The 14,677-nt window shown below is 41.6% G+C and carries 13 protein-coding genes and 2 riboswitches; of the genes, 10 read left to right on the forward strand and 3 right to left on the reverse strand.

All coding sequences use genetic code 11. The annotated features are described in order from the left end of the window. The first annotated feature begins 26 nt into the window (after nt 1-26). Nucleotides 27-126: riboswitch (guanidine-I (ykkC/yxkD leader) on the forward strand. Between the two features lie 311 nt (nt 127-437). The 7 genes from sugE (at nt 438) to AC0VX7_RS06095 (ending at nt 7,219) form a co-directional block, all read left to right on the forward strand. Then, complete coding sequence (gene sugE / locus AC0VX7_RS06065; protein WP_215035423.1) at nt 438-761, forward strand: quaternary ammonium compound efflux SMR transporter SugE; 324 nt, start codon at nt 438-440, stop codon at nt 759-761. 120 nt (nt 762-881) lie between these two features. Further along, nucleotides 882-1,229 carry a PadR family transcriptional regulator gene (locus AC0VX7_RS06070; RefSeq protein ID WP_214903229.1) on the forward strand — a complete coding sequence of 116 codons (348 nt, stop codon included), beginning with the start codon at nt 882-884 and terminating at the stop codon, nt 1,227-1,229. Continuing rightward, nucleotides 1,210-1,851, forward strand: a complete 642-nt coding sequence (locus AC0VX7_RS06075) for an HAAS signaling domain-containing protein (RefSeq protein ID WP_475427104.1) — start codon at nt 1,210-1,212, stop codon at nt 1,849-1,851. The genes AC0VX7_RS06070 and AC0VX7_RS06075 overlap by 20 nt, the downstream gene beginning before the upstream one ends. Nucleotides 1,852-1,950: 99 nt before the next feature. Next, nucleotides 1,951-3,426: a DUF4153 domain-containing protein gene (locus AC0VX7_RS06080; protein WP_475427105.1), complete on the forward strand. Its 1,476-nt coding sequence runs from the start codon at nt 1,951-1,953 to the stop codon at nt 3,424-3,426. Nucleotides 3,427-3,542: 116 nt separating this feature from the next. Next, nucleotides 3,543-3,896 (forward strand): hypothetical protein, encoded by a 354-nt coding sequence (locus AC0VX7_RS06085; RefSeq protein ID WP_041966379.1) that lies wholly within the window; start codon nt 3,543-3,545, stop codon nt 3,894-3,896. Between the two features lie 403 nt (nt 3,897-4,299). Further along, nucleotides 4,300-6,096, forward strand: coding sequence for a TIGR04190 family B12-binding domain/radical SAM domain protein (locus AC0VX7_RS06090; RefSeq protein WP_475427106.1), 1,797 nt, complete (start codon nt 4,300-4,302; stop codon nt 6,094-6,096). Nucleotides 6,097-6,262: 166 nt separating this feature from the next. Then, entirely contained in the window at nt 6,263-7,219 is a 957-nt protein-coding gene (locus AC0VX7_RS06095; RefSeq protein WP_475427107.1) for a cation diffusion facilitator family transporter, read from the forward strand. Between the two features lie 61 nt (nt 7,220-7,280). Here the strand turns inward: AC0VX7_RS06095 and AC0VX7_RS06100 are convergent, their stop codons facing one another. Then, nucleotides 7,281-8,630 carry a hemolysin family protein gene (locus AC0VX7_RS06100; protein ID WP_475427108.1) on the reverse strand — a complete coding sequence of 450 codons (1,350 nt, stop codon included), beginning with the start codon at nt 8,628-8,630 and terminating at the stop codon, nt 7,281-7,283. 499 nt (nt 8,631-9,129) lie between these two features. Between AC0VX7_RS06100 and AC0VX7_RS06105 the strand changes: the two genes are divergently transcribed. Beyond that, on the forward strand, nt 9,130-10,197 hold the full coding sequence (locus AC0VX7_RS06105; protein WP_475427109.1) for an ATP-binding protein: 1,068 nt from the start codon (nt 9,130-9,132) through the stop codon (nt 10,195-10,197). 14 nt (nt 10,198-10,211) lie between these two features. On the opposite strand, the gene AC0VX7_RS06110 is transcribed toward AC0VX7_RS06105, so the two are convergent. Continuing rightward, entirely contained in the window at nt 10,212-10,772 is a 561-nt protein-coding gene (locus AC0VX7_RS06110) for a GNAT family N-acetyltransferase (RefSeq protein WP_475427110.1), read from the reverse strand. 316 nt (nt 10,773-11,088) lie between these two features. Between AC0VX7_RS06110 and AC0VX7_RS06115 the strand changes: the two genes are divergently transcribed. Further along, nucleotides 11,089-12,363, forward strand: a complete 1,275-nt coding sequence (locus AC0VX7_RS06115) for a dicarboxylate/amino acid:cation symporter (RefSeq protein WP_475427111.1) — start codon at nt 11,089-11,091, stop codon at nt 12,361-12,363. A 77-nt stretch (nt 12,364-12,440) separates the two neighbouring features. Here the strand turns inward: AC0VX7_RS06115 and AC0VX7_RS06120 are convergent, their stop codons facing one another. Next, nucleotides 12,441-13,571, reverse strand: coding sequence for a histidine kinase N-terminal domain-containing protein (locus AC0VX7_RS06120; RefSeq protein WP_475427112.1), 1,131 nt, complete (start codon nt 13,569-13,571; stop codon nt 12,441-12,443). Nucleotides 13,572-13,829: 258 nt separating this feature from the next. Then, nucleotides 13,830-13,936: riboswitch (TPP riboswitch) on the forward strand. 109 nt (nt 13,937-14,045) lie between these two features. Here AC0VX7_RS06120 and thiT point away from each other — a divergent pair. After that, on the forward strand, nt 14,046-14,642 hold the full coding sequence (thiT, locus tag AC0VX7_RS06125) for an energy-coupled thiamine transporter ThiT (protein WP_475427113.1): 597 nt from the start codon (nt 14,046-14,048) through the stop codon (nt 14,640-14,642). Nucleotides 14,643-14,677 lie beyond the last annotated feature (35 nt).

A 14,677-nucleotide genomic window follows, 5' to 3' on the forward strand; every position in this document is an offset into this window, starting at 1 on the left:
AGTAGATTATGTTATTATTCCTTTTATAAAAAGTCCTCTAGGGTTCCGCGGCGTTTATGCTGGACTGGTCCGAGAGAGGGCGCACAGGGATGCCTGTGTACACGGAGGGACAAAAACCCGGGAGATATCCATGATATCTCCCGGGTTTTTTTAGTCCTGCTCCAGTTCATGTCTAGGCTGACCAAGGCGCTTGAGCTTTTTTCGTTTTTTAAGAAATATAAACTTTTACACTTAGATTAGTGTCTAGCTCCAGCGCCTAGCCCCTCGAGTCGCTTCAGTCCTGCCAATGAAGTCAAAGAACGACTTCACTGTCATGCCCTCTGAGGCACACGATGTGCTAGACCCGCCAGCCACAGGACGTGGCGCTTTGAGGCGGGCAGCACTTGTCGGGGCTGAGCAAGGCGCTTGCGCTTTTCTTATGAAAGGAGTTAAGAATTATGGCTTGGTTTTATTTAGTTATTGCCGGTATATTTGAAGTCGTGTGGGCCATAGGCCTGAAGTATACAGAAGGATTCACCAAAGCTGTACCTTCGTTGATTACGCTGGTAGGCATGGCAATAAGCTTTTATTTTTTGTCTATGGCAGTTAAAACTTTGCCAATTGGTACCGCATATGCAATCTGGACAGGAATAGGAGCAGCAGGCGCAGTCATTCTCGGGATTGTCCTGTTTGGAGAGCCGCGCAATCTTTTAAGGCTGATGTTCGTAGGCTTTATTTTGGTCGGCATCATTGGACTGAAAGCAACATCCGGAAGCAATTAGTCATATTTAAAAAGCAGACTTGCAAATGATTGCAGTCTGCTTTTGATTTTCTATTTGCAAAATTACCCAAGTTATATTATGATGCGGATATATACCTTTTAATACTAGGTAGGTGATAGGATGTTTAATCGTGAACTTTTAAAAGGTAGCACATCCCTTGTGCTTCTCCAGCTGTTGAATGAACGGGATATGTATGGATACGAGCTTGTGAAAGAACTTGATAAGCGAAGTGACCATAGTCTTCAGGTAAAAGAAGGAACCTTGTATCCAGCACTGCATAAACTTGAAAAGCAGGAATACATTGAATTTTACTGGCAGGAGCAGGAAAAAGGCCCGGCCAGGAAATATTATCGGATCACTGAAGAAGGAAGAGAAGTCCTCATAGAGAAGACAGAAGAGTGGCAGCAATTCGTCAATGTTATGAACAAAGTGATCAGGAGACCGAAAAATGATCCAGTTAAAGACTGACTTCCTCACCGAGCTTGGCAGGCATTTAGGGAAGCATCCAGACAAAGAGCAGATTTTGGCTGAATACGACAGCCATATCACAGAAATGCTGGGCGAATTTAACGGTAAACAAAGAGATGAAGCGGATATCAGCTCGGAACTTTATTCAAGATTGGGGACTCCAGAAGAAATTGCGGATAGCTGGCGTGAAGAACTATCAACGACACCAATGAAAACTCAATGGGTTTTCATTTTGGCCAACCTGATTTTCTTCGTTGGCGGTACCATCCTGACTCTGGTACATAATCTTTTCGATTTCCCTTTCATTGACATGGCGTGGAAAAGCCTCACCTCGATACCTGCTGTGATCATTTTGCTTTATCTCTTCTTTTGGGCACTGCTTGGATATGAGATAGGCAAAGGCTTTGGCCATAAAGGGAGAAGATTGATGAAAAAGACTTTTATCCTGTCCATACTGCCGAACATCATTCTTATGAATCTGACTTTGTTCAAGCTAATACCGCATGACTGGTTCCAGCCGCTGCTGAGCCCGATATTCATTATTATTTGTATTCTTTTTACGGCGCTATTGTATCCGATTTGCTGGATTGGATATAGATGGGGGAAAAAGGCTTCCATCTAATTTTTTTGGTCTAGTACATAGAAATTCTATGTATATAGAATTGCAGGGTGTTTTTTTGAATATATACCTAGTTATTCTAGGTGGAGGGAGAGAGTGAAAATGGAAGAGAAAATGGAATTTAAACTAAAAAAAGGAGACTGGATATTTTTCCTGGTCTGTCTTGCTTTAGGAATTTTGGCGGAAAGGTCATTTTTGCATGGCATAATTGGATTGTCGTATCCTGTTTTTATTACTTGCTTTTATGGAGTATTTTTCTGGAGGTATCGTTCATTCTCCTTTACGAATAAAAAGCTTGGATTACTCTTGATTGCTTCAATATGGCTGCTCGCAACAAGTTTTTTCCTGAATTCGAATATGGTTTTATATATGCTGAACATCCTGGTGATTCCAGTGATGGTACTTATTCAACTTGTACTTGTCACCTACCCGATGGAGAACCAGTGGCATAGATGGCCGTTTGTCCAAAAGCTCTTTACAACAGTAGGAGCTGCGATTGCATATGTGTTCAGGTTCATTATGTATGCTCCAAAATTGGCTGTCAGGGGAATTGAAGAAAGAAAGAGTGCAACGATTCGAAAAGTGTTAATAGGTGTGGCTATTTCATTGCCGCTCTTGTTTGTCATCGTCAACCTGCTTGTCTCTGCTGACCAGCAGTTTGGAAACCTCCTAGGTACTATACCGCGCTGGCTTTTGGGATTGAAAATAGAAGAAGAGGTTTTGCGTACAATCGCAATCATCATTTATACATTGGTGATCTTTGGAATACTGCAGGTGCTAAGGACCAGGCAGTCTCTGCCTCCTGAACTGCAGACGCAAAATGAAAAGATGGCGTGGGATAGTGTCATCAGTCTGACAGTGCTGACTTTATTGAATGTCGTTTACCTGCTATTTGTGGTTGTCCAATTCCAATATTTTTTCAGTGAAACATTGAAAGAAGGATATACGTATGCTGAATTTGCGCGCAGAGGATTCTTTGAACTGCTTTTTGTCACTTTGCTGAATTTACTGATCATCTCAACAATTGTTACCTATGTTGAAAAAACGGCTAAATTTTTGACGCTGGTTATTCGCGGCCTTCTGTCACTACTCGTTTTTTTCAGCGGAGTCATGCTATATTCAGCTTTTATACGTCTGTTCATGTATGAAGAGGCGTACGGATTTACCTTTGCCAGGGTGCTGGCCCATTCATTCATGATTTTCCTGCTGGTGATTTTATGCTATTCATTAATAAGGATATGGATGGATCGGCTATCGCTTGTACGCTTCTACATTATATCCGCAATCATTTTCTATACTTTGGTCAACACAATCCAGCTTGACCGATTTGTCGTCGAACGCAATTTGGAGCGTTACTCAGAATCCGGAAAAATAGATATTTACTATCTGAATTCGTTGTCCTATGAAGGAGTGGAGGGGCTGATGGAGCTTTATGAAATTAATCCGGACCACCCAGGTCTCTCAGACTTGTTGCTGCAAAGAAAGCAAGATCTGCAGTATTCAGAAGAAAGCTGGAACTCCATAAATATGTCCAGAAGAAACGCTGAAAAAGCGTTGAGCGACCTAGAGCTGAAGTAAGATGAAATGTGGCAAAAATGCAAACAAATAACCTTTTTGTTACCAGTTTTGTAACATATCGATGTGGTTAATGATGATAAAATAACCTTAAGCCAAATAAAGGGGAGCCATGCAAAATGGAAGGGTTATCTGAAATCATTAATCTCTTAAAAGGTATCGAGAGTTCAATTGACTCATTGAATAAAAGAACTGAACACATAGAAAAAAGACTCGACCGTCTTGAGAAAGTCGATAGTATTGAACATCGGGTAACATCTAACCAGATCGACATTACAGATATTAAAGACGCACTTGAAAGAATGGAAGAAGCGCAGAGTGCAAAAATCGAAAACATGTTAAAGGAATTGCTAAGCAAAGCAGAGTTAAAAAACAATACAGAATTCAGCACGATCCACAAACGGCTTGATTCACATTTGCTAAAATTGGGCAGAGTCGAGGAAGAAATCCTGATGGTCCAGCAGGAAAAATAGTTTATTGGGAGATTGCTATTTAGCAGTCTTTTTTTTTACGAGATAAGAAAGTATAAATTTCCACTTCGAGAATTGTCCAGCTTCAGCGCCTAGCCCCTCGAGTCGCTTCGGTCCGCCCAATGAAGTCAAAGAACGACTTCACTGGTCGGCCCTCCAGCGCTTGTCGGGGCTGACCAAGGCGCTTGCGCTTTTCTTATCCCTATCCACAAAACTTTCATAAACTCGCAATCCCTTTATTCAACAGGGTCTGACGCTCTCTAGAATCGGATTTGTTCAGTTGTTCACAAAATATTACACTTTGCGGGACTAAGACGAAGGATCCGGGAGTTATCATTAAGGTGTAATCATACATTGCCTTTATTAGGCAGATTAATAGAGTATATTTTACTTCGAGGTGAGTATTTTGAGATACGATTTAGTTCTTCTCCATGCGCCAAGTGTATACGATTTCCGAAAAAATGCGCTGTTGGCTGGCCCAATCAGTGACGTTGTTCCATCCTCTCCAGTATTCGAAATGTATCCTATTGGCCTGACGAGCATTGCGGAATATTTAGAACGCCAAGGCTTGCGCGTTAAAATCATCAACATCGCGAATCGAATGCTGATGGATGAAAATTTTGATGTCGAAAAGAAATTGAAAAAGATCAAGACACGGGCTTTTGGTATTGACCTTCACTGGCTCCCTCACGCTCATGGAAGTATTGAACTGGCGAAAATTGTGAAAAACCTTCATCCTGAAACTCCTATGGTTTTTGGCGGTTTATCAGCAACTTATTACCATAAAGAGCTAATAGAATATCCATTCATTGACTTTGTCATGCGGGGCGATTCAACCGAAAAATTGATGCTCCTTTTAATCAACCATTTGAAAAATGGAACCCATCATCTAGGCGGGATCCCAAACCTTACTTGGAAGGACGGAGACACTCCAGTATACAACCCGTTAAGCCATGTTCCTGACAGCCTGGATGAATTTGATATTCCCGGCTATCGATATACAATCAAGTCGGTCTTCAAATATAAAAACTTCCTGGATCCACTGCCATACAACGGCTGGCTTCAATACCCTAATACGGCGATCCTCACGGCAAAGGGTTGTACCCAGGGATGCTTGATATGCGGTGGCTCGAAACAATCGTACAAGGATAACTGCAACCGTAAAGTCCTGGCTAAACGCTCGCCTGCGAAACTAGTTGAAGACATTCTTTTCATCCAGCGCTTCAGCAGGGCACCAATTTTCATTCTTCATGATATACGCCAGGCGGGTAAGGATTATGTCGATGAATTTTTTGAGAGGCTCAGCAAGATTAATCTTAAGAATGAGTTGGTATTTGAATTATTCCAGTATGCAAACGAAGAGTTTTTTGCGAAAATCGAGAAGGTTGTACCGAAATACAGCGTTGAATTGACCTTGGAAACACATGATGAGAAAATTCGCCGTTATAACGGCAAATTCAACTGCACGAATGCAAAAGTGATTGAAACGCTGCAATCTGCATTGAAGCATAGCTGCAAGAAGATTGATATATTTTTCATGGTTGGCATACCGCATCAGGATTATCAAAGCGCCCTTGATAATGTCGATTTTTGTGAGGAGATTCACAATGCGTGCGGTGGGGATAAACGACTATCCTATTTTGTCGCTCCGCTTGCACCGTTCCTGGATCCGGCTAGCCCGGCATTTGAAGATCCTGAAAAATATGGCTATAAGAAATTCTGCCATACAATTGAAGATCATAGAAAAGCAATCACCCAGCCATCATGGAAATACATGCTCAGCTTTGAAACAGATTATATGACCAGGGATGAAATTGTCAGGTCAACCTATGAATCTGCCAGAAGCCTTAATGCTTTTAAACTGAAGTATGACCTTGTAGACAATAAGACACATGATGAGGTGAATGAGAAAATCACCAAGTCACTTGAATATATAGAAAAAATCGATGAAATCGTTGCTCTTCCTGAACAGGAAAAAAACCAGCAACTGGCATTGCTCAGCAAGGAAATGGAAGAAGTGAACAAATACAGTATTTGCGGGAAGCATGAATTGAAATGGGAAGTGAAGAAGCATTATGCTAACGTCTTCTCGCTGACGGCAATCGGAATCGAGCTGTTGGTAGAGGACATCTTGATCAACGCAAAACAGAAATGGAATGCCTATAACAAAAGAGTTGGAGAAGCCTCTAAAAGCAGGACGTAAATTTTAGTAATGAGCCCATCAGGAGATATTCCTAATGGGCTTTTTTAGCTATGCCTTACTCTAATTAATACCAGCTAAATTCAAATAGATGTTTAAAGAAGACAGAAATGTGAAAAATGTAAAGGACATATAACCGATAGAAGAAAATAGCAAAGCGGGTGGAGAAATGTCATCAATGATTGATTTTTTAAAAAGAGGAAATAAATCTTCAGGGATTGCAGCGCTAGGGAATACCTTCCTTGCAATCATCAAAGGGGTAGCTGCTGGTATCAGCGGAAGCGGTACGATGCTCGCGACAACACTTCATTCGGTTGCGGATGCATTGAATCAGTTTTTTGTTTTCATCGGCAGTGCTATTTCGGAAAAAGAAGCAACCAAACGCTTCCCGACTGGATTTGGAAGGGTTGTAAACCTGTTCGTGCTCGTGGCGGTCATCATCATTTCGATCATGGCATACGAAACAGTCATCAAAGGGTGGGAGCTGGTCCAGCATCCGAAAGCTTCATCCAATTTGTGGCTTAATGTCATTATCATGGTAATTGCGGTACTTGTTGATGGAGGAATTCTGGTTAAGGCCATGAAAGAGATTGCCCATGAAACAAGAAGCGATGCAAAGGGCTTTGGTATAGTCGCAAATGCATTTAAGAATGTTAGCCTTGCAGCTCCGCCGACAAGACTGGTTTTCTATGAAGATTTAATTGCGACATTTGGAGCGCTCCTAGCATTGGGTTCAATTGTCCTTGCCCATGTAACAGGATTTTATTTGCTTGATGGAATTGGAACCTTGCTGATTGGCATCCTGCTGATCGGGATTGCTTTGAAGATTGGGTATGAGAACACGGTAGGTCTCATTGGTGTTTCAGCACCTAAAGTAGTTGAGGACCGTATAGCTAATCTCATCCTGTCAGATCCAGATGTCATTGATATCAATACATTAAGGATTGTTCAGGAGGGCAGGCAGTACCATGTCGAAAGCTATCTGGAACTCCGCAAAGGGCTGACACTGGCTGATGCAGATGATATCAAGTTCAGGGTCAGGGACAATGTCTTAAAGGATCCGGACGTAGATGATGTTATTCTGGGAATCATCGAAGCAGATGACGTACAAACCTGGAAAGTGTAAAACAAAACCCAGGCAGGGAGGACCTGCCTGGGTTTTGTTTATTCGAAGTAACAGTTGATCGTTATGAAACAACTTCTGTCTTATTCATAAAAAAACTATCTGCTGTCTTTTCGATTTCAGGTTGTTTCATTACTTCGATATATTTAATGTGATGCTCTTCCATTTCGGTGATTTTGAAAAGGTAAGATCCGAAGCTGACAACGTCGCCTTGCTTGACTTCGTAATTTTCGGTAAGCATCCAGCCGCCGATTGTATCGACATCTTCATCGTTGATATCAAGTGCCAGAAGTTCATTCACCTCACTGACAAGCAGTTTGGCATCGATGATGTAATGGCTTTCTTGGATTTTGCGTATCATCGGCACTTCATCCATATCGAACTCGTCACGAATTTCACCTACAATTTCTTCAAGGATATCTTCTACTGTCACAAGCCCGGAAGTTCCACCATATTCGTCCATCAAGATTGCCATGTGAATGCGTTCTTTTTGCATTTTTACCAGCAAGTCATGAATTGGAATGCTGTCGATGACTCGGATGATTGGGCGAATATATGAATCTATCGCTTTTTTGCTCCGTCCTTGTTCATTGATGAAATCAGTCATTACTTCTTTTATATTGACTAATCCGACAATATGGTCCTTGTCTCCGTCAATGACAGGGTATCGTGTGAATTTCTCTTCCTTCACAATCTGGAGAAAACTCTCCAGTGAATCCTCTTTTGACAACGTAATAATTTCCGTGCGGGGCACCATGATTTCTTTGGCGATCCGGTTGTCAAATTCGAAAATTTTATTTACATACTTAAACTCTGACTGGTTGATTTCACCACTTTTAAAGCTCTCAGACAGGATAATGCGAAGTTCTTCCTCAGAATGGGCCAATTCCTGTTCAGAGGCAGGTTTAAGGCCGACAAGACCAACAGCAAGACGGGCAGATCCGTTCAACAGCCAGATGAATGGATACATGATCTTGTAAAAAAGGATCAGTGGACCAGCTGTATTCAGCGACACCCACTCTGCTTTTTGGATCGCCAATGTCTTAGGGGCCAATTCCCCGACTACGACATGCAGGAATGTGATGGTCATGAACGCAATTCCAACTGACAAGACATGTCCGAAGGATTCCGGAATATCCAGGCTGGTGAATAACGGTTTTAGCAGATCGGCAATCGCCGGCTCTCCAAGCCAGCCAATACCAAGAGCAGTGACCGTAATCCCCAGCTGGCAAGCAGAAAGGTACTCATCCAGATTGGAAATGACTCTTTTTGCGAGCACAGCTTTTTTGCTGCCTTCCTCTATTAATTGGTCGATTCTGGAACTCCTCACTTTAACTATCGCAAATTCTGAAACGACGAAAAATGCCGTTAAAGCAATTAAAATGGCTATCCAAACCAAGTTAAATATGTCCAAATAAGTTCCCTTAGCCCGCTGGTGTGCGGGTAAGGAGTCACCTCCCAGTAAACTCAAAATTAAGCCTGGATTTGCAGGCTTCAATATAAATAATTAAATTCATCAAGAAATTATAACGGCCCGTTCCGAGCGGCTGGTCCAGCCAGGGCCAACATCCTGTTATGCTGTTCCTTCCGCTTTTGCAGCTGTTAAATTCTTGATACGATAGATTGCCCCATCATACCACCTCAGCTTTATCATTTAAATTTTATTATACCATATAGAGAATAATTGAGGGGAACATTAATACGTTTTGATATCAATGTATGAAACGGACACATAAAGTATGAAGTTTATGTGTAATTATATTGGAAAATTCAGTTTTTAACAAATTAGTGCTTTTCCTAAACTTCAGAAAAATTTCCCAATGTAAATAAAACCCTTTTTGTGGTTTATTTGACAGTTAGAGTTTGATATTAATTTAAATATTCAGTAAAATTTTACAAAAGGGAGGCTGGCTATGAGTACTCTATTATCCAGTTTGGAAAGAAAGCTGCAAAAAGTCGAAAAGACGAATGATAATATTTGGGTAGAACCATCCATGGATTTTATTTGCAAAAGAACTCCTGATGGTCTCATTAAATATGTTTCGCCATCTGTTCAGGCTATGCTCGGGTATGAGCAAGCTGAATTAATCGGAAAACTGTACACTTTATTTGTACATGCAGAAGATTATAAAAGGATTTTGAATACTGCCATGCCTGATGGGGTGGAAGTGTCCATTCTTACCTATCGTATTAAGCGAAAAGACGGAGTGTATATCTGGGTGAGTTCACAAATCTCAGTGGTACGGCATCCGGAAACAGATGAACCATTTGAACTTTTTTCAGTTACAAGTGATATTTCCGCAAAAATCAAAGCAGAGCATTTTATTCTTGAGTATGAGAAGTTGAATGTTGTTGGCCAGCTTGCTGCAGGTATTGCGCACGAGATCAAAAACCCTTTGACAAGCCTGAAAGGGTTTATCCAGCTTATGAAGGCCGGAGAAGAATTGAATCACAACTATTTAGCGATCATGGAAGAGGAAATAAAGCGGATGGAGGCAGTATCAAAAGAACTGATGCTTATGGCAAAGCCGCATAAGTCCGACTTTAAGTCATTTGATATGAATGATTTGGTTGACCATGCAATTACTCTGCTGATGGCTGAGGCAGCAAAGAAGTGCGTGGAAATAACAAAAGAATCCACATTGGGAGACGGAATGTTTCTTTGCGATGGGAATAAGATCAAACAGGTATTGATCAATATGCTGATGAATGCGATTGATGCGATGGAATTGCCAGGTGAAATAACGGTTTCGATCTCTAAATCAGACGACGAGCTGATTATTGCAATTGCTGACACTGGTACAGGAATTCCTCCTGAGGATTTGGACAAGATTGGCAAGCCGTTTTTTACGACAAAGGCGAATGGGAATGGCCTGGGTTTGATGATTTGCTATAAAATCATTGAGGAACATGATGGCAAAATTAAAGTGGAATCAAGTTCAGAGGGAACGACATTCACCATCAAGCTGCCAATCCATTGATTAGCGCCTGGTGACTAAGGAACAAGCGTATGTCTTCTTTGCCATTCTCTTGAAAGAAGCCCATATACAATCAAATCATGGAAGTTTCCATTTAGAAATTCCCCATCACGGAGGATGCCCTCCTTGTAAAATCCAAGCTTCTTGGGAATAGCCTTGCTTTTATCGTTGTCCTTGCCGCATCGGATTTCAATGCGGTTAAGTCCTAACTCAAAAAAAGCATGGTTTATTACTGCTTTCACCGTTCTGATTATAATGCCCCTCCCTTGCAGTTTTTCCGACAGGTAGTAGCCGATGCTTGCCTGCGAGTTGTTCCAGTCAATAGCATGGAGGCTGATGCTGCCTGCAAGGACTCCCCTGTATCGGATCCCAAAATGACTGCTGCTTCCTTCCTGGAAATTTTTCTGCCACATTTGAATGACCGAGTAAAATTGTCCCGGAGATTGAATACCATCAATCCAGGGCAGCCATTCCCGCAAATAGCGGCGATTGGAATCCACAAGCCAGAACAACTCCCCAGCTTCATGCGGCTCAAAAATTCGAAGTTCAAGTTCAGAATCAACTTTTAAAGTTAACATAGATACCTCCTTAAACTTTATTCTGATGGTAGAGTTGACCAATTAGCTATCTGTGGTTTTATTCGTCCAAAAGAGGGAATAAAGCTTTACATTGTTTTTTTATATAGGCTCTTTTCTCAAACTTTGTTGCTATTGACTACAAAATAGGATTGAATGACCCATTTTCCTTCGCAAAGTTGACTCTTATCATGAGAAAAGAGCTTGCACACTTAATACCGACGTACAAAATAGCTTTTTATCACGTTAAAATCGGCTTTAGGATTTTAACAACAATCTTTACGAATACAATCTTTATACTTTTTTTGGGAGGAAGACTATGAAATTAACGACTAAGATCTTGATTGGCCTTGGACTTGGCGCTATGACCGGGCTGATCCTCAACATTTTTTCACCCGAATTGTTCACTGTTTTAGATAAATTCTTATTTACGCCTCTAGGTAAGATATTCATCAATTTAATCAGTATGCTCGTCGTACCAATTGTCCTGTTTTCGATTATTCTAGGAACTGCAGGATTAGGCGACCCTAAGAAACTCGGCAGGATTGGTTTTAAGACGGTAAGCTTCTTTTTAACGACAACAGCTATAGCTATTTCAATTGGTCTTGCGCTGGCCTATTTAATCAAGCCTGGCTTGATGGGCCAGTTTGATACGAGTGGAGCAGAATTCAAAGCTGAAGAAGCTCCGCCAGTAAGCGAAACCTTTTTAAATCTTATTCCGGCGAACCCGTTTGAAGCACTGACAACTGGCAATATGCTGCAAATTATCGTGTTTGCGCTATTCATTGGTATTGCTTTAACAGCACTTGGTAACAAAACAAGAGGAATTTTGAATCTGATTGAACAAGGAAATGAGATCATGATGTATCTGGTAGGCCTTGTCATGAAGTTTGCTCCGTACGGAACTTTTGGTTTAATCGCAACGGCGATCGGAAGCCAGGGAATCGACGCCATCAAGGCGATGGGAATATACATGATTGTCGTTGTTCTGGCTCTAGTTGTCCATGCGTTCATTACTTATGGGTCAGGGGTATATTTCCTTGGAAAGAAAAACCCATTCTGGTTCTTTAAGCAATTCTCCCCGGCGATGGGGGTAGCCTTCAGTACATCGAGCAGTAATGCTACACTTCCGGTATCAATGGAAACAGCACAGAAGAACCTTCGTGTCCCTGAATCTGTCAGTAGCTTTGTTCAGCCTCTTGGAGCAACGATCAATATGGACGGAACGGCAATTATGCAGGGGGTGGCTACTGTCTTCATTGCACAGGTGTACGGTGTCGATCTCACAATGGTCGAGCTTCTTACGGTTGTCCTGACTGCGGTGCTTGCGAGTATTGGAACTGCAGGTGTTCCAGGCGTTGGTTTGATCATGCTGGCGATGGTACTCCAATCTGTAGGTCTGCCTGTTGAAGGGATTGGAATGATACTGGGCATCGACCGTTTGCTGGATATGGCTCGTACCGCTGTCAATATTACTGGCGATGCAGCTTGCGCGGTCATTGTCTCTGAATCTGAGAAAAAGCATGCATTACGACCGGAGAAAAGCAAAGTGAAAAATGTGGCGGACAACCGCTCACTTGAATACTCTGAATAAAGGAGAAGAGACCCTGCCATTTACGGCGGGGTCTCTTTGTGATCAACAGGGTCTGCTAAAGCCAAGTTTTAATATTGCTAGTTTTCTACTCTTGTCAAAGGCAGCAGCATGATGAAGGACGTCTTGTCCGGTTCCGATGAACAGGCGAGAATTCCTTTATGCTTTTCGATGATTTCCCGGCAGACGAACAAACCGAGTCCGGTTCCAAGTGTTTTGGTTGTGACGAATGGTTCGAAAATGGTTTTTAGTAACTGGTCTGGAATGATTGGCCCATTATTTGAAATCTCAATTTTGATATGGGTATCATTCACGAAAAATCCTTTTATTTCAATCTGTGGATCGTCACGGTACTGGCTCAATACATCAATGGCATTAAAGATGATATTGATGAGGACCTGCCTGATTTCATCAGCATAGCCGTACAATTCCATATCGTCTGCCACTTCCTTGATAATCCGGACCTTTGTGTCAAGGATGCTGGGATATAGGAAATTCAATACTTCCTCAATCATTCTATTCAATGAGAAAAGGGTCTTCTCTTTACCAATCAGCTCTTTTTTTGATAAAAGTAGGAATTGCGAAATCCGGAAATTCAATTGCTCCAGCTCGCTGGAGATGATATCGAGATACTTCATATCTTCATGTTCGGATTTTAATAGCTGAATGAAGCCCTGGATGGAAGTTAACGGGTTGCGGAATTCATGGATGAAGCTTGATGTCATTTGGCCAAGCAATGTCAGTCTGTCCTTATGTGTTGAATCGATGAACTGATTCTTCTCTTCGATGACCTTGTTTTTCTGTTCATTGTAATAGGATACAGCGTAATACAAGAAGGTATCAAAACAATAATTGATCCGATTGATCGCCTCCTGCATTTCCTCCCATTCCATATTCATTTTGTGAAGGTGCTTGTATAGAACTGATCGTCCCGAGTTGACATTATAGACAAAATCTCCAATGTTAATGTCAGCGCGAACTCGTTCTTCTCCTACCATAAAAGCAAGCTTTTGGATGTGTTCTTCCAATTCTTCACTTGTCTTGGAAAATACCGAAAGAATGATTACATACATTCTCTCAGCGTTCTTACTGATTTTCTCTTTATATGGATCATCTTCTGAAACGATTATATTATCCGTCCAGTCGGCAATGAGTTTTTCCTTTTCACTAGTCAGGAAGCTAAGCAATCGGTTATCCGTAATTGGCAGCATTTCATTAAGTCCCCCAGTTTTTCATATCGGTATTAAAGATTCGAGAAAAATCATGAAATCCCTTTGTCGAATATTGAGAACATCCGCTGAATTGCGTCGAATAGCTAAAATCGTGACAAAAGACCGATTTTTTTAGCAACAATGAGAGAGTTTTGTCTATTGAGTCATCGACATTTATTGGATCGACCAGAGATTACAGAAAGGTTATACTTGTTATTGAATAGTAGACGTAGTATATTCATAGTGTAGAAATTAAATAATAACCACAAGGGGAGCTGCGTAAAGCAGCTGAGAGTGAGCGGCCGAGTTCTTACCCTTTGAACCTGTTAGTTAATGCTAGCGAAGGAATGTGGATGCGATAGGAAAGCAATCTTGGGAATCCTATATCGATCCCCACGATTGCTTTTTTTGTTTCTGAAGCAGAAAAGGCGTGTCAGAAACGGACCTCATTCTAAAAAGAAGGAGGAACAAAAGATGAAACAAAAACAGACTCTCTTTTTAGTGGAAATTGCCGTATTTTCCGCACTGGCTTATTTGCTTGATTTATTTTCAGGATTTTTATTTTCAAGAATCTGGCCCCAGGGCGGTTCAGTATCGATCGCGATGGTACCTGTATTCCTGATGGCATTTCGTTGGGGAGTAAAGGGCGGAATCCTTACGGGCTTCCTGTTTGGGCTACTGCAGGCCATACTCGGAATGTCGCAAATCTACCATCCGATACAAGGAATTCTTGATTATCTTGTTGCGTTTGCTTTGGTGGGAACGGCCGGATTATTTGCAGCTCAGGTAAAAGAAAGCATGCAGAAAGGCAACAGGATAAAATGGATTGCCTTTGTCATTGCCGGAACTTTTATCGGCAGTGCCCTGCGATTCATTACCCATTTTATTTCAGGCTGGGTATTCTTCGGAAGCTATGCGCCTCCAGGTCAGCCTGTTGCCTTATATTCTTTTCTATATAATGGCACCTACATGCTCCCAAGCATGATTTTAAGTGCGATAATCGTCATTCTTGTCATCAGCTACGCACCGTCAAGAATGGTCCAATCCACACAAGTTAGCAATAAAATATGATGTGAAGGAGAGCTGAAACAGCTCTCCTATTTTTA

Source organism: Mesobacillus sp. QJM3NY_10, from assembly GCF_056173465.1.